Genomic DNA, 15,589 nt, shown 5'->3' with positions numbered 1-15,589 from the left:
TATCCCATTCTCCGGATGGTTGTCCATCATTCAAGTCGGCAAATTTTCTAACGAAAACCATCTGAATTAGGTATAGAGTCCAGGGGGGAAAGCAACAGCTGAAGATCTCCATTGAGTAGTGGTCTTTAGCTGAAGCGTTGCCCGCGGTAGTAAAAGCTTCAACCATGGTACATTTGCGTCTTTGACAGTGGTTAATTGTATTCCAGCTGAAAGAAACCTTTTATAATATATTCTATCTAGAAAGGGGAGGTCGTGTCACCAACCTCCTATCAGGCAAGATGTTGAGAAATGAAAAGGGGGGCATCGGTTTGTTCGATAACTTCTGGCACGGTATAGGGATACATAACCTCAGTTAAGCAAAGGCCTTTATCAGTTACAGCAATAACAGCCATGTCTGTAATAATCGTGGAAACACATTCTTTTGCAGTTAAGGGCAAAGAGCAGGAAGAGACAATTTTTGACTTTCCCCATTTATCTACATGACTCATTACAACCACTACTTTTTTAGATTTACAGGCAAGCTCCATGCCTCCTCCAATACCAGGCACCCTTTTACCAGGCACAATCCAATTGGCCAGATCCCCTCTCTGACTTACTTCCAAGCCCCCGAGAACTGACAGATCAATATATCCACCTCTTATCATTCCAAAAGCTGTAGCGCTGTCAAAGTAAGAAGCTCCTTTTTTCAAGGTAATGGGAAAGCCCCCTGCATTACACAATGCCGGGTCTTCCTTCCCTTCCCCGGGTGAAGGCCCCATCCCTAATATCCCGTTCTCCGCATGAAACATTACATGAACATCCTTAGCAACATATTCAGGAATTAGAGAAGGAATACCTATCCCCAGATTTACGATCATTCCGTCTGTTACTTCTTGTGCGGCACGCTTAGCAATGATTCTCCGACTGTCTATTCCCATGCCCATGTCCAATCGATCCCTTCACTTTGTACCACTTTATCTATAAATAAACCGGGAGTCACAATCATTTCCGGATCCAGTTCTCCAGCTGGTACAATTTTTTCAGCTTCTGCAATCGTGTAGCTGCCCGCCATCGCTACCAGGGGATTTGTATTTCTTGCGCTCTTATCATAGATTAAATTACCGAACGTATCCGCTTTTTTTGCATACACAATGGATACATCTGCCCGTAAAGGCCGTTCGATAAGAAAATCCTTATCGGCTATAGTAATTGTGTCTTTATTTTTCTCTACCATCGTCCTATGCCCACGTCAGTTAGAATGCCTCCGAGCCCCATGCCACCCGCTCTGATTCTTTCAGCTAAGATCCTTGGGGAGAAAATTCAACTTCAAGCTTTCCCTCATTCATCAGAGAACCTGCTACTGGGTTTGACCCGATGTGGGAGGCAATTAATTTTTTTACTCTTCCTTCTTTAACCAACCTGCCGATTCCAATGTTTGGAAACGATGCATCATTGCCAATAAGAACCAGGTCTTTTACTTTTGAGTCAACTATACTTTTTATTAGTGAAGGAGGGTTTCCTACCCCGCCAAACCCTCCATACATTAGAACCATGCCGTCTCTTAAAGGTTCGAGTGCCTTTTTGATTGTCGACATTTTGTTCTTCATATTTTTTGCCTGAGAATCCATTATTTCCATGACTCCCCTCTTACGACACAAAATGATGTCCTTCTTTGCAAAGCTCTTGCAGAAGTTCCTGAAAAACATCCTGCAATATCGTCATCATTTCATCGATTTCCTTTCTCGTTACAATAAGCGGGGGGGCAATAATGACTGCATCACCTTCGTATCCTCTTTCTCCTGCTGTGGCTGGATATATGAGCAGTCCTTTTTGCTGTGCTTTATTTATCACTCTTTCGGTTACTGCTGCCTTTCTCGGAAATGGCTTTTTTGATACTGGGTTACATACGAGTTCTATTCCGGCAAGAAGCCCCTTCCCTCTAACTTCACCGATTACTGGAGTAGACTGTTTCAGCTTTTTAAGCTTTCTAAATAAATACTTGCCTTGCAGGCTTGCTTTTTCAATTAATTGGTGTTTATTCATGTAATCAAGGACAGCAAGAGCGGCAGCGGCTGACTGTGGATTTGCACTGAAAGTATGCCCGCTCATAATACTCTTTGAGCCATTAAGCACAGGATGCAGAACACTCTCCTTGCAAAGAGCAGCTCCTATTGGCGCATAGCCGCTGAAAGACCTTTTCCGGTTACAATAATATCTGCTTCTGATATCCAGTGCTCTAAAGCAAACATTTTTCCAGTCCGTCCGAAGCCTGTCATTACTTCATCAGCTATAAACAGTACATTGTTCTTTTTGCATATTTCCTGGACTTGTTCATAATACCTGGTGGGGGGACAATGACTCCTCCAGCTGCTCCAATTATGGGCTCGGCAATAAATGCCGCAACGTTTTCTTTTCCAGCTCTTTTAATTGCTCTTTCTATATCCAAAGCACACATCATATTGCACTCAGGATATTCCATATGAAATGAACAGCGATAACAATAAGGAGCCTCTGCATTTGGCCCATCTTCTAAAAGGGTGACAAACTTTTCCCGCCTTAGCTTATGGCCTGATAATGACAGGGATCCCATGGTGATACCATGGTAGCTCATCCACCTGGAAATAATTTTATTTTTTTGAAAAAGCCCTTGTTCCTGAAAATGCTGAATAGCGATCTTCATAGCTGTTTCCGTTGCTTCTGATCCGCTATTTACAAAAAAAGACCAGTAATTCTCTTCGCTGTTTACTGCTTCATTTATTTTATGAGCCAGCAGTTCTGCTGGAGAGTTTGTAAATTGAGAGCGGTATACAAAAGATATTTTTTTGACTGTTCTTCCATTTTTCCAATTATATCTGGTATTCCATGCCCAATACTTGCTGTTACTGCACCTGAAGAGCCGTCTATATATCTTTTTCCTTCTGTATCATATATATAAATTCCAGATCCATAAGAAGCAGCAGGATAGCTTTTTGTAAGAAAAGGTTTAATTAATAGGGATTTCTTCATGTTCTTTTCCTCTCTTCATCCTGGCTCAGGAAGGAGCATTCCATCTTTCATCTTAAAACCATTCTCGGCCTACAGTTCATCGTACCTAAAGTAATTTCGTTTTAACCTGCGAGGAATTTCCATTAGCTTTTGATACGATATACTTTTAGCGACTTGATCTGTATCGATGAGTAACAACTGGTCTTCCAGTTGAATAATCGTGTCTTCTTCCTGGTATACCATGCCACATTCTTTGCACTGCACACCAGGAGTATCTGTAATTTCTATTGCTCTGGTTCCATCAGGAAGTTCCCAATACACTGTAGTTTTGGATGTAACGGCGCTTTCTGACTCACACCATTCACAAAGAATCATCAGTGTTTTTCCTCCTTACTTCCACCAGAATCTGTCTTTCCTTTTTTCAGCTGGGCTTGATATTTTTTCTCTTTCAACTCATCTCTCTTTTCACGCAAATCCTTTAACGTCTTGTGAGAAGAATTACTTTGGAAGCTTTTCCTTCTGTCATATCTTTCTAATGTTGACGGAATCAGTGTGCTCTGTTTTTCATTTAAGAGAGAGGCAATGCCCGTTTTCGCTTCTTTATCCTCCAGGTCTTCATACACCTGTGTAAAATAACCCTCTGCCGTCCCGGGAGTGTAATTTTCTGGTTCAGGATACGTGGTAATCACACCTTCAAAATTACGCATCACTATTTTTTCTGGACTCTGAGAAATGATGTAGTTAGGCTGGAGAGTAATTTTCCCTCCTCCCCCAGGTGCATCGACTACAAAAGTGGGGACACTGTAGCCTGAAGTATGGCCGCGCAGCCCTTCCATTATTTCCAGTCCTTTTGAAATCGGTGCCCTGAAATGGCCGATTCCTTCTGATAAATCACATTGATATATATAGTAAGGCCGGACGCGTATTTTGACTAAATCGTGCATGAGTTTTTTCATTATAGAAACACTATCGTTAATTCCCGCCAATATAACCGCTTGGTTCCTACAGGCACGCCTGCATCTACAAGCATCTCACAAGCTTTCTTTGCCTCTTCTGTAATCTCGAGAGATGTATTAAAGTGGGTATTTAACCAAACAGGGTGATATTTCTTTAAGATGTTACACAAGTTCTCAGTAATCCGTTGCGGAAAGACTACAGGTGCTCTTGTTCCAATGCGGATAATTTCTACATGTGGAATCTCTCTTAGCCCTTTTAATATATATTCAAGGATTTTATCATTAATTAATAACCCGTCTCCTCCAGATAATAAAACATCTCTCACCGATGGTGTATTTTTTATATATTCTATGGCGCCGTCAAGCTGTTTCTTGGGCACCCCCATTCCAATCTGTCCTGAAAAACGCCTTCTAGTACAATACCTGCAGTACATAGAACACTGATTTGTAACCAAAAACAGCACCCGGTCCGGATAGCGGTGCGTGAGTCCCGTAACCGGAGAATCCTCATCTTCTTCTAATGGGTCCTCCATGTCATACTTCGTTTTCTGAATTTCTTTGCTTATGGGTACGGACTGCATGCGAATAGGACAGCGCGGGTCATTTGGATCCATTAGTGAAGCATAGTAAGGGGTAATATTTAAAGGAATGGTTTTCGTTGAAATTCTAACGCCCTCTTCTTCTTCAGGAGTTAAGTGAATAATCTTTTTTAAGTCATCTAACGTACGGATCGTGTTGGTAAGCTGCCAGATCCAATCGTTCCACTTCTCTTCAGGAATATCTTTCCAAAGCTCAAATTCACTCCAGTGAAGCTTAGGTTTATAAAGCTTATGATTCATGAAATGACCTCCTTTTCAAGGTTTCATTCAGGATAGACGTAAATGAAAGGCTCAGTTGCTGCTATTAAACAGGGCTATGATCTTTAGAAAAACTTTTTCATTATGAAAAAAGCAGTTTATAGTCCATGCTTATGACAAATAAATGAAATATATTTTAAAGAACACCCATTTCCTTACAGAAAGGACTGGTGAACAGTCAGGTCCTTCACCCATACGTTCATGTTTTCAAGGGAATTATATATATAGCAGTTATTCGTCAGCCTCCCCCTGTACAAGTACCCTAGTTGGTAGAAAGCGGTATTCATGCCAAAGGAAAGAGCCCTGGCAATTGAATAAGCACAGATGATCTTTTGCTTGTACAAATCCTTTTCCAATTCTTGTAGAAGAAATTTCATAAGACCATGTTTTCTTTCTTCCGGGATTGTTGCACAATCTGTTAATTCTGCATTACGATACGTATGATTTACCTCTGCCGAAGCAGCACTGACGATTTTTTTTATTTTTTTCGGCTACATAAAAAACCTGTCCTTCACTCAGCTTCTTTTTTACATAGGCAGGCTCGTTCATCGGAGTGGGTAGATAGAGAATACTTGGCTGTATAAACGGGCAAGTTCCGTACAATCCCTTTCATTTGCTTTTCTTATTGTATAGGCAGCAGGTACCTTGTCTGGATCCTTTTTCCTGAGGTTTGTTTTAAGGAGTTTTGTCAATAACTCATCTTCCTCCAGCCAGCTGGCGGTGTACCGACGATCATTCGTTTGATATTTTACCATTGCATAATTATCCGCACCGCTGAAATACTTTGAAAAGACAGCCTCTGGGGTATACCCCTTCTCAAGGAGTGACATCCAATTTTCCTGGAATGAATAAATAATTAGCTTTTCAACCGGTTTGTTTACAGTAAGCTTTTGGATGATGTCGAGCAATACATCCGTTGAACCATAAAATCCATCCACACGCAGTCGTTTGTTAAAGTAATCCAATTCTATTTCTGCCTGAAGGTTATCTTGATGCACAATGATTGTTTCGGATTGTAAATTCACTAGATGCTCCTTTCTGTCCAAATTTCTTTCTTCCACCAATATATGTAGAAAAAGAAGCCCTTACCACCCACGAAAACACCATTGATCACCGGTTTATTTTCTGGAAAATTGCACACCATAATCATAGTGTAAATTTTTAATAAGGAAGGTGGAATTCAAATGAAAGAAAAGGGCAGACAAGGTGAAGAACCAACAATTGCGAATGGGATAGATGACGATGAAGAACTCAGTGAAAGAGCAACAGAGGAAGAGATTAAAAATGGGGAGTCAACGAGAGTCATAACCCTAAGCTACGATGAAGATCCTCGATTAGGAGATAACAGAAGAGAGTAGAGTACAAAAAAAGAATCCCCCGTACATACAGGGGATTCTTTTTACAAAGTTTTATAGACTGATGATGTCCTTATCCTTCAAGAAGGAGAGTTTCTGGGTCTTCTAAAAGTTCTTTTACTTTTACAAGGAACCCTACAGCTTCTTTACCATCAACGATACGATGGTCATAGGACAGGGCAATATACATCATTGGGCGATTTTCCATTTTTTCTTTATCAATAGCCACTGGGCGCCATTGGATCGTATGCATCCCAAGGATACCAACTTGTGGTCCATTCAGGATCGGTGTGGAAAGCAGGGAACCAAAGACACCACCATTTGTGATGGTAAAGCTTCCACCTTGAAGATCCGACAGGGCTAGCTTGTTATCACGGGCTTTTTTAGACAAATTGAGTATTTCCTGCTCGATTCCGGCAAAACTCAATCTGTCAGCATCACGGACAACAGGAACGACGAGTCCGTCGTCAGTAGATACAGCCATGCCAATATCATAGAACTCTTTTTTCACGATCTCTTTATCTTGTATTTCCGCATTAAGATATGGGAACTGCTTCAAGGCAGCTACCACTGCTTTCGTGAAGAATGACATAAAACCAAGCTTTACATCATGCTGGTCAAGGAATGCATCTTTTCTTCTTTTCCGCAAATCCATGACCGCAGAAAGATCAACTTCATTGAAAGTAGTCAGCATGGCAGACGTTTGCTGTACATCTACTAAACGGTTCGCAATGGTTTGGCGTCTGCGGGACATTTTTTCCCTTACCACTGGCTTACCGTTGAATTCATCTTTATTTGCTGCAGGAGCAGCTTCTTTTTTAGGTGCTGAAGGCTGTGATTGCTTTTGCTCGGATCCTTTGTTTGCCTCATAGGAGTCCACATCTTCTTTACGGACACGGCCTAGTGGATCACGCGTTGGCACCTGGCTGATATCGATTCCTTTTTCACGTGCCAGCTTACGAGCAGCCGGTGAAGCGACAGGACGTTCAGAAGCTGGAACCTCTTCTGTCTCCTCCTGAGCTGGAGATTCCTGCTTCGCATCCTCTTTAACTGATTCTTGCTTAGGTGCTTCTTTCTTTTCTTTGCTTGCACCGCCAGCAGACTCCCCTACAATTGCAATGACATCCCCAACCTGAACTGTATCTCCAGGCTCTTTTACGAGCTCCTGAATGATACCGGACTCTTCAGAAGTAATTTCTACGTTAACTTTATCTGTTTCGAGTTCAGCGATGTTTTCACCTTTTTCCACTTGATCACCCGGCTGCTTCAGCCATTCTGCAATCGTTCCTTCTGTAATAGATTCAGCGAGTTCTGGTACTTTGATTTCAGCCATTATTTAGGGCCTCCTTCTGATTTCTGGTTCAGTGCTTCATTGATAATGCGGGACTGTTCTTTTTTATGAACTTTCGGATCACCTTCAGATGGGCTGGAACGTCTTCTTCGTCCGATGTAGCTTACATCTGCCCCCTCTGGTGCCACCTGGCGCAGTAACGACTGGATATAAGTCCACGCTCCCATATTGGAAGGTTCTTCTTGTACCCATACCACTTCTTTTACATTATTGTAACGTGAGATCACTTCTTGAATCTCTTCCTCAGGGAAAGGATAGATTTCTTCTACTCTTACAATATGAAGCCAGCTTGTATCCATATCATCATTTATCGTTTCATGCAAATCAATTGCCATTTTTCCAGTACAGAAGATCAAACGTTCAACCTTTTCTGCATCCTGTCCAGTTTTCGGTTCTTCCAAAATCGGCTTAAAATGACCTTGGGTAAACTGATCTGCAGAAGAAGCAACATTTGGGTTACGCAATAAGCTCTTAGGTGTTAAAAGTACTAATGGTCTTACTTCCTCTTTTTCCAAAATAGCAGCCTGCCTTCTTAATAAGTGGAAATACTGAGCAGAGCTGGACAGGTAGCAGACATTCCAGTTGTTTTCAGCTGCTAGTGTCAAAAAGCGTTCTGGGCGGGCGCTGGAGTGTTCAGGCCCTGTCCTTCATAACCATGCGGCAGAAGCATAACCATACCAGACTTCTGGCCCCATTTTGCCCGGCCTGCAGAGATAAACTGATCAAACAGGACCTGAGCAGCGTTTGCGAAATCTCCAAATTGCGCTTCCCATAAAACAAGCGTTTCTGGTGAATGAACATTGTATCCATATTCAAAACCTACTACGGACTTCAGAAAGCGGGCTGTTATGGACCGCAAAGGATGCTTTCGCGTTAGATAATGTATGAAGAGGAGAATAAATATCCCCATTTTTATAGTCATGGAGCACGATGTGTCGGTGAGCAAATGTTCCGCGCTGGGAATCCTGACCAGTCAGCCTGACTGGGGTTCCATCAGTAATAATAGAGGCATAAGCCAACGTTTCAGCGTGCGCCCAATCAATCTTTCCACCTTCTTCAAATGCTTTTTCCCGGCGTTTAAGAATCTTTTCTAATTTAGGAAAGACCGAGAAACCTTCTGGCCACGTGATTAATTCTTTATTGATATGACGAAGTTGATCTGTCTCTACCCCTGTTTCTATAGTTGGAAGTCTTGACTCTACCTCCTCGGGTATTTCAACTGGGACTGGTTCATCTGATTTATTACCAGATACCTTGTCATATTTTTCCTGCAGGTTCGCCATCATATCTTCCTTGATTTGTTCAGCTTCTTCCTTAGTGATCAGTCCATCTTGAATTAAACGGTCAGCATAATATTCACTGGCAGTCTTATGCTTTCTGATTTTCTCGTAAAGATGAGGCTGTGTCGCAGCAGGCTCGTCCATTTCGTTATGACCAAAACGACGGTAGCCGATCAAGTCAATGAGAAAATCCTTTTGGAATCTTTTCCTATATTCATAAGCAAGCTGCACCGCTGCAATACATGCTTCCGGATCATCAGCATTTACATGAACAACAGGGATTTCATAGCCCTTTGCCAAGTCACTTGAATACATCGTAGAACGGGAATCATGAGACTCTGTAGTAAATCCAAGCTGATTGTTAGCAATAATGTGGAGTGTTCCGCCAGTTTGATACCCTTTAAGCCGGCTTAGGTTTAACGTTTCGGCTACGATGCCCTCTCCTGGGAAGGCAGCATCCCCATGTATAATGATCGCTGTTGACTTAGAGGCATCTTGTCTCGGGAAACCCGGCGCAGACCGGTCATCCTGTGCTGCACGGGCAAACCCTTCTACTACCGGGTTTACGAATTCCAAGTGACTCGGGTTATTTGCAAGAGTGATTCTTGTTTCATAAGACTCCTGCTGAATAGATTTCTCAGCACCTAAGTGATATTTCACATCTCCAGTCCACCCATAGTTAATTCCGGTGGATCCCTCTGATGGAACAAGCTCTTTGTTAGGAGAATGCTGAAACTCAGAGAAGATCATGTCATATGGCTTACCAAGCACGTGAGCAAGAACACTCAGGCGGCCCCGGTGCGCCATTCCGATCATGACATCTTCCGCTCCTCCGCGGGCTGAATCATGTACATATTCATCAACGATGGGAACTAAGGTATCGACACCTTCTATAGAAAACCTCTTTTGAACCGACAAAGGTTTTATGCAAAAATTGCTCAAAACTTTCTACTTCACGTAAACTGGTGAAAAGTGATTTTCTTTTCTCATCAGATAACGTTTTATAAATTTCACCTGATTCAACCATCTTATTTAGCCACTGGTGCTCTTCTACATCATGAACGTGGTCAAATTCAAAGGCGATTGTTTTTGTATAAGAGTCCTTTAGATGGCTGATCGCCTCAAGGCCATTAGTCACATGAGACGGAGCATCAGGACAAATGATATCTGCTGGAAGTCTTTCAAGATCTTCCTCAGTTAATCCATATTCCTTGGGGTTTAAAAAAGGATTATCGTCTCCCGGCTCTTTAAGCGGATTAATATCCGCAGACAAGTGACCATGAACTCTGATATTTTCAGCTAGCTTAACGGCGGCTGCTACTTTATGTACGCTAGCAGCTGTTTCTCCTTCTTGCTGTGCAGGTGCATGTCCGTTAACTATCTTTACGTCACTGGAAGGCGGACCAAATTGATCAAACCAGTCTTTCATATCAGGATCTATGGAACTTGGATCTTCCTGATATTGTTCGTAAAGATCCCATACGTACCCAAGGTTAGGACCGTAAAACCCTTCCCATGGTTCCCCCTGCTTGGTTGCTTTTCTGCTCATCTGAACAAACCTCCAACTACTAAGTGATGAAAAATTTTGAACATGGGTGACAGTAAAACTTATTATTCTGAATGAAAGATTCTTATGTAGGATGGTCTTCCATTGCCCTTAATTCCTTAAAACTCTTTTTTCTAACCACTCCTCCTGAGTCATTGGACTAATGCGAGAAGTACTTCTATAAACAAATGTTAATTTATGGATAAAGCACCCCCATTTGGGGAGAACGCTTTCACCAATTAATTTTAACATGATGTAAACGCATTCTCAAAAATATCCCGTGTTTTGTCGCATTTCTTTGCTGAGAATTCAGTAAGGACTTTGAGAAAAAACGAATCATCATGCCTATGATATAATACAGATTGTAACAAGTCGTCAATTTGTGTCTAATATGTGAAAGCTATAAATCTATTGTACAATAAAAAACATGATTTTTCAGGCACTCTCGCAAAAATTTTTTAATTTTTTCGGTATCATTTTTAAAGCTTAACTATTCTAAATTTATCAAATTTTCCGTTTATTTATCTTATCCTGCAGCCTGCTTTAAATGTGCTAAAATAAAAAGGCATACATACCAATGCCAGGAGTGACTTTCATTATGATTAAAGGTGTAATTTTTGACTTAGATGACACGCTTCTTTGGGATAAGAAAAGTGTCCAGGAAGCTTTCCGGGAAACATGCAAGGAAGCACAAAAAGAAAAAGGAATTGACCCACTATTATTGGAGAAAAAGGTAAGAGAAGAGGCAAGCACCCTCTACAGCTCTTATGAAACCTTCCCTTTCACTAAAATGATAGGAATTAACCCTTTTGAGGGTTATGGGGTGACTTTACAGACAAAACCGATATTGGGTTTAGAAAAATGAGCAAAATGGCTCCAGATTATCGAAAAGAGGCGTGGACAAGAGGCTTGAAGCAAGCAGGAGTGGACGATCCTGTTTTCGGAGCATATCTTGCTGAACGGTTCCCTTATCACAGAAGACAGCTGCCCTTTGTATATGATGACACCTTTGAATTGTTAGCAGAACTTCAAAAAGACTATCGCATGCTCCTCTTGACTAACGGCTCTCCTACCTTGCAGAATGAAAAGCTTGAAATGACACCTGAACTTGTTCCTTATTTTGACTATATTCTGGTCTCTGGAGCATATGGAAGAGGAAAACCTGATGCGAGCATTTTCGAACATTCCTTGTCTCTTTTAAACTTGACAAAGGATGAAGCTGTAATGATTGGAGACAACCTTAACACAGATATTAAGGGCTCTAATAAAATAAATATGAAAAATATCTGGATTAACCGAGAAAACAAGGAACCTCAACCAGACATCCCCTTTACTGAGGAAGTAAAAAGTTTAAAAAGAAATTCCCGAACTCCTGAAAAAATGGAATAAAAACTAAGAAAAAGCATTTTCCTGAAAGGAATCAGGAAAATGCTTTTTTAGAAGAAAGGGAGCTCCCTCTCTTTTTTTGACTTCAGCACCTTCCTGAAGATAATCATTGCGAGCTATTCTCCCTCTTCCATTATTAGAAAGAAACGCCATGCTTCGTCAGACTCTCCCGGATCACTCCTGTAAGTGAACAAGGAGCAGGAGTGATCCTGCTCCTTGGTTTACATGTCAGGCAGACTTTTTAAATAGTCCACAACCATACTTGGCTGTTCCTGCAGCGTCCACCCTTTACTTTTTAACTTTTGTTCATGGGACCGATTAAAGGCTTTGACTTCTTCCTGAATATAAAAAATCCAGTCATTCATTTCCTCTTTTCTTTCCTTTGAAAGGCTCTCTTCTACTGTACAGCAAATAAATGAACGGCAAACACTTGTTTTGTAACCGGACGGAAGGCCGCATCCTTGATTTGATACAAAAAATTGACACGTTGAGTAACTAAGCTTAGTGTCCTCTTTCTCCATTGGCAACATGGAAGAAGTATTAACCTTTTCAAAAGCAGGATTCACTTCAGCCTCTATTTTTATTGAATAAGAAGAAACAATAGCCTCAGGATGTTTATATATCGTCTCGTAAAAGAAGTTTTTATCCCTATCCGCCATTTTCTTAATCTCGAATAAAGTGAAAACTGGGCTGTAGCTGCAGCATCCAACCTTTTCTAAAACGTCCTCACCTCTTTGAAAAAATGGATCCGGACATCGAACGCAGGCTGCGGCAGTTATCTGCTTATTGTCTTTATCGATCGTAATCATTTTCCAATACTCTCCCGCTCTCTTTCTGTCTTTTTTTAGTGCCAGGCTTTTTGATACAATCTGTATGAGTAACAGAACTGCTTTCACATTTTAAATGTGGCTGTTCTTTCTGACAACCCCTTTTCTTTTCCTCTCTACTTAGGAGTCAAAGTATTTTAATTAGTATGTGTATTTTACATGGAGTTGACTAAACCTGACTATGCCGCTAAGATTACTAAATGCAACAAGAAGAGAGGTGGAAGTGTTATGGAAGCAGAAACAAAAAATAAGCCTGTCACCCTTTCTATCAATAAGTCAGCCCAGTTGCTCCCTCCCCCACAGACTTTACTAACTGTCGGCGGGATTCTCACTGCTATTATTTTGACTTTTATTACCTTACAAAGTGCAGACGGCAGATGGCTCTCTTATTATGGATAGGCTTATTACTAGGCTATACTCTTTTTCATTCAAGGTTTGGGTTTACATCCGCTTTTCGTAGGTTCCTTGCCGTAGGAAACGGGGAAGCCATAAGAGCTCATATGGTCATGCTGGCTGTTGCCTCAACCCTATTTGCTCCTATATTGGCTTTTAATCTGAGCTTTTTTGGTGATGATGTTTCAGGTTTAGTATCGCCGGTCGGGGTCAGTGTTATCTTTGGCGCCTTTATTTTTGGCTTGGCATGCAGCTTGGCGGCGGCTGAGCGTCTGGAACTTTATATTCCGCAGGTGGCGGAAGATCATCCATTTTTATTACATTAGCTGGGTTTATCGCCGGTTCTGTAATCGGTGCATGGCATTTTGACTTTTGGTTAAATGATATGCCTTCATTGCCTGCTATTTCATTGGCAGAAAGTACGGGCCTAGGGTTCCTTGGTGCCTGGGCTGTCCAAATTGCAGCGTTTGCTTTCATTATATGGCTTACTTTTTATATCGCTAAAAAAAGAAAACCGCCCCGTATGGCTGAATTGCCAACGGAAAACGGCTGGAAGAGAATCTTTAGAGGGGCCTGGCCTATTCTCATTGCAGCTGTCGTCCTTGCTGTTCTAAATGCCATTACTCTTTTGACCCGTGGAAGCCCTTGGGGAATCACGTCTGCCTTTGCTCTTTGGGGATCCCAAATCTCCCAGGGCATGGGAATTGATGTCGCATCCTGGTATTACTGGTCTAGAGACGGTATGGAAGAGCAGCTTACACAGTCTGTTTTTCTTGACTCGACAAGCGTCATGAATTTCGGTCTCGTAACCGGAGCTTTTATTGCCTCAGCTGCCGGAGGACTATTCGCTCTTAAGAAAATTCCGTTTAAAACAGCTCTTGCTTCTTTAATCGGCGGTCTGTTAATGGGATACGGAGCAAGACTGGCATTTGGATGTAACATTGGTGCATACTTCAGCGGCATTGCTTCGTTTAGTGTGCACGGATGGGTATGGGCTGTTATGGCCCTTCTGGGCACTTATACAGCCCTTTGGATTATGCCATGGTTCGGTCTGAAAGTACCTAAGCCAAATGATAAATCTTGTTAAGCAAAACTGTCTTATACGGTAGAGCCGTGTAAGACAGTTTTTTACTTTCTTCTGTGTCAGGATGCTCCTTTTACTGCTCTCTTTCTTCTCCCCAGCTCTTGCTTACCTCAAGGTAAGGTCTCAATTTTTTTACATACCTTCTTACTCTGTAATAGACTTCTTTTCGTAAATTAGGTGAAGGTATATGAGAGGAGATATTAGAGAGCTCCGGATATACTCCGTAATTATGAAAAAGAACGGGAACCACCATCTTATGAAGGATCCTTCCGGAATGTTGATCAATCACTTCGATGTCTACTTCTGCAACCAAGGACCCTATTTTATCTTCCGGCTTTTTTCTATATACTTGTTGTATATCAAATACATATTGAGGCACACGATCATCTCCTGAGAACATCTCTTGCTTTTTCTATTCCCTTTACCCACACTACCAAACAAAAGGAGAACAGCTGCTTATCATTTTGGGAATAAAAAAAGAAGAGGGCGGCAAAAACAGAGCATTGATGTTCACTCTCACACTTGGCAATGTATTTTTATCCATTTTTATTCAAAGCTTAACGATGTATCCCATAACAAGAAAATTAAAGCGCAGGAACAAAAGAAAAAGGAGAGCTCGTAAAAGCTTCCCTTTTTTGCATTTCTTTGCACCATTGTGCTTTTCTGTTTATATTCCGGCGCTTCTTTGCAGTCTTTTTACAATTTCCATAAACTCATCTGGACCGATGCCAGGCGCAAACTCCTCCGGGATTTCTTCTAAGTCAGGTATTGGGGCACCGTCCGGAGTGCCTATAACTACCTCCAATTGTCCTCCATCCGGGTGCTGCCCTTTCCATATCTGTGCAATATCACGGTAATACTTGTCACTCCATGTGTATAATCTTCTATGAAGTCCCTGTGCTTCATATTTTCTTGCATGGTCAAAAGCTCTGTTATCCAGGTTAGGAATCGGAATCATCTTTGTCATGTCCACACCTGTAGCTACTTCCAATGCTTTGGCATAGGCAAGAACGTGAGTTCCTCCTCTAACAAGCAAATATCCTATCATTTCACGAGCAGTTTCATTAGATGTCATTTCATATACTCTCATTTTATGTGTGCGTGCCCCGACTTCAAGGAAAAAGTTATTTACTAAATCCAATATAAGATTTCCGCTGGTAAAGGCGTAATCTCCATTCCAGGGCCTTCCCATGGAATCACTTAACAAAGCAGACTGGGCACTGACAATAAAATGCTGACTGTTTCGTTTGTCTTTGGCTGCCTGCATAGGTGTAATATCCGGATCACCAGGGAAGGTGGTTCCTTCTATCATTAAATTAATTGTATTGGATACTAATTCCACATGCCCAAATTCTTCTGCCGTAATACTGGCAATAATTTCGTAGAACGGCCTTAATTTTTTCTTGTTTCTGAAATTAAAAGATTGGATCATATACGTGTTTAACGTGGACATTTCTCCAAATTTCCCTCCGAGGAGTTCTTGAACAGCCGCGGCCCCGTTAGCATCAGGAGATTTCGGCTTCGGCAAATCAATTGCCAGCTTATCAATTCTCTTAAACAACACTACCCCTCCATTCATAACACGTGTGG

Annotated in this window: 12 protein-coding genes and 5 pseudogenes; 5 read left to right on the top strand and 12 right to left on the bottom strand. The window is 41.6% G+C overall.

The window, feature by feature from the left end; all coding sequences use genetic code 11:
• Positions 1-269 precede the first annotated feature (269 nt).
• The 7 genes and pseudogenes from JCM19033_RS06765 to JCM19033_RS25175 all read right to left on the bottom strand — a co-directional run bounded on the left by JCM19033_RS06765 (position 270) and on the right by JCM19033_RS25175 (position 5,802).
• Positions 270-923, bottom strand: coding sequence for a 3-oxoacid CoA-transferase subunit B (locus JCM19033_RS06765; RefSeq protein ID WP_054635750.1), 654 nt, complete (start codon positions 921-923; stop codon positions 270-272).
• Positions 908-1,586: pseudogene (locus JCM19033_RS06760) on the bottom strand (CoA transferase subunit A). The gene JCM19033_RS06765 and the pseudogene JCM19033_RS06760 overlap by 16 nt, the downstream one beginning before the upstream one ends.
• Before the next feature lie 40 nt (positions 1,587-1,626).
• A pseudogene (locus JCM19033_RS06755) lies at positions 1,627-2,985 on the bottom strand (aspartate aminotransferase family protein).
• A gap of 69 nt (positions 2,986-3,054) precedes the next feature.
• Complete coding sequence (locus JCM19033_RS06750; protein ID WP_054635749.1) at positions 3,055-3,339, bottom strand: YokU family protein; 285 nt, start codon at positions 3,337-3,339, stop codon at positions 3,055-3,057.
• Positions 3,339-4,759: pseudogene (ablA, locus tag JCM19033_RS06745) on the bottom strand (lysine 2,3-aminomutase). The gene JCM19033_RS06750 and the pseudogene ablA overlap by 1 nt, the downstream one beginning before the upstream one ends.
• A 173-nt stretch (positions 4,760-4,932) precedes the next feature.
• The gene (locus JCM19033_RS25180; RefSeq protein ID WP_374701207.1) at positions 4,933-5,250 is read right to left on the bottom strand and encodes a hypothetical protein; all 318 of its coding nucleotides are present in this window, start codon (positions 5,248-5,250) and stop codon (positions 4,933-4,935) included.
• Between the two features lie 72 nt (positions 5,251-5,322).
• Positions 5,323-5,802, bottom strand: coding sequence for a hypothetical protein (locus tag JCM19033_RS25175; RefSeq protein WP_269758010.1), 480 nt, complete (start codon positions 5,800-5,802; stop codon positions 5,323-5,325).
• Positions 5,803-5,961: 159 nt separating this feature from the next.
• Here JCM19033_RS25175 and JCM19033_RS24120 point away from each other — a divergent pair, with 159 nt between their 5' ends.
• Positions 5,962-6,135, top strand: coding sequence for a hypothetical protein (locus JCM19033_RS24120; RefSeq protein ID WP_198153430.1), 174 nt, complete (start codon positions 5,962-5,964; stop codon positions 6,133-6,135).
• Positions 6,136-6,205: 70 nt separating this feature from the next.
• Here the strand turns inward: JCM19033_RS24120 and odhB are convergent, their stop codons facing one another.
• Both odhB and JCM19033_RS06730 read right to left on the bottom strand, forming a co-directional pair.
• Positions 6,206-7,465 carry a 2-oxoglutarate dehydrogenase complex dihydrolipoyllysine-residue succinyltransferase gene (gene odhB, locus JCM19033_RS06735; RefSeq protein WP_054635747.1) on the bottom strand — a complete coding sequence of 420 codons (1,260 nt, stop codon included), beginning with the start codon at positions 7,463-7,465 and terminating at the stop codon, positions 6,206-6,208.
• A pseudogene (locus JCM19033_RS06730) lies at positions 7,465-10,312 on the bottom strand (2-oxoglutarate dehydrogenase E1 component). The gene odhB and the pseudogene JCM19033_RS06730 overlap by 1 nt, the downstream one beginning before the upstream one ends.
• Positions 10,313-10,907: 595 nt before the next feature.
• Here JCM19033_RS06730 and JCM19033_RS06725 point away from each other — a divergent pair.
• A pseudogene (locus JCM19033_RS06725) lies at positions 10,908-11,698 on the top strand (HAD family hydrolase).
• 218 nt (positions 11,699-11,916) lie between these two features.
• Here JCM19033_RS06725 and JCM19033_RS06720 read toward each other — a convergent pair.
• Positions 11,917-12,591: a hypothetical protein gene (locus tag JCM19033_RS06720; protein ID WP_054635746.1), complete on the bottom strand. Its 675-nt coding sequence runs from the start codon at positions 12,589-12,591 to the stop codon at positions 11,917-11,919.
• Between the two features lie 159 nt (positions 12,592-12,750).
• On the opposite strand from JCM19033_RS06720, the gene JCM19033_RS27255 reads away from it, so the two are divergent.
• Genes JCM19033_RS27255 through JCM19033_RS22010 form a run of 3 tightly spaced genes read left to right on the top strand, consistent with a single transcriptional unit; the run spans position 12,751 to position 14,002 of the window.
• Entirely contained in the window at positions 12,751-12,921 is a 171-nt protein-coding gene (locus JCM19033_RS27255) for a hypothetical protein (RefSeq protein ID WP_157049774.1), read from the top strand.
• Positions 12,900-13,241 (top strand): YeeE/YedE thiosulfate transporter family protein, encoded by a 342-nt coding sequence (locus JCM19033_RS27250; RefSeq protein WP_306301264.1) that lies wholly within the window; start codon positions 12,900-12,902, stop codon positions 13,239-13,241. The genes JCM19033_RS27255 and JCM19033_RS27250 overlap by 22 nt, the downstream gene beginning before the upstream one ends.
• The gene (locus JCM19033_RS22010) at positions 13,226-14,002 is read left to right on the top strand and encodes a YeeE/YedE family protein (RefSeq protein WP_054635745.1); all 777 of its coding nucleotides are present in this window, start codon (positions 13,226-13,228) and stop codon (positions 14,000-14,002) included. Before JCM19033_RS27250 ends, JCM19033_RS22010 begins: the two co-directional genes overlap by 16 nt.
• 70 nt (positions 14,003-14,072) lie before the next feature.
• On the opposite strand, the gene JCM19033_RS06705 is transcribed toward JCM19033_RS22010, so the two are convergent.
• Together JCM19033_RS06705 and JCM19033_RS06700 are read right to left on the bottom strand one after the other, a co-directional pair.
• Positions 14,073-14,378, bottom strand: a complete 306-nt coding sequence (locus JCM19033_RS06705) for a hypothetical protein (RefSeq protein ID WP_054635744.1) — start codon at positions 14,376-14,378, stop codon at positions 14,073-14,075.
• A 288-nt stretch (positions 14,379-14,666) separates the two neighbouring features.
• A complete protein-coding gene (locus JCM19033_RS06700) occupies positions 14,667-15,560 on the bottom strand; it encodes a manganese catalase family protein (protein WP_374701204.1) in 894 nt (297 codons plus the stop codon).
• Positions 15,561-15,589 lie beyond the last annotated feature (29 nt).

This window comes from Thalassobacillus sp. C254 (assembly GCF_001310615.1).
The sequence above is the reverse complement of the archived record's forward strand: the minus strand, read 5'-3'. Positions and strand labels throughout refer to the sequence as shown.

Bases quoted from the DNA above. Each gene is read 5' to 3' on its own strand.
- JCM19033_RS06765 (WP_054635750.1), bottom strand. From the start codon at position 923: ATGGGCATGGGAATAGACAGTCGGAGAATCATTGCTAAGCGTGCCGCA.
- JCM19033_RS06750 (WP_054635749.1), bottom strand. From the start codon at position 3,339: ATGATTCTTTGTGAATGGTGTGAGTCAGAAAGCGCCGTTACATCCAAA.
- JCM19033_RS24120 (WP_198153430.1), top strand. From the start codon at position 5,962: ATGAAAGAAAAGGGCAGACAAGGTGAAGAACCAACAATTGCGAATGGG.
- odhB (WP_054635747.1), bottom strand. From the start codon at position 7,465: ATGGCTGAAATCAAAGTACCAGAACTCGCTGAATCTATTACAGAAGGA.
- JCM19033_RS27255 (WP_157049774.1), top strand. From the start codon at position 12,751: ATGGAAGCAGAAACAAAAAATAAGCCTGTCACCCTTTCTATCAATAAG.
- JCM19033_RS27250 (WP_306301264.1), top strand. From the start codon at position 12,900: ATGGCTCTCTTATTATGGATAGGCTTATTACTAGGCTATACTCTTTTT.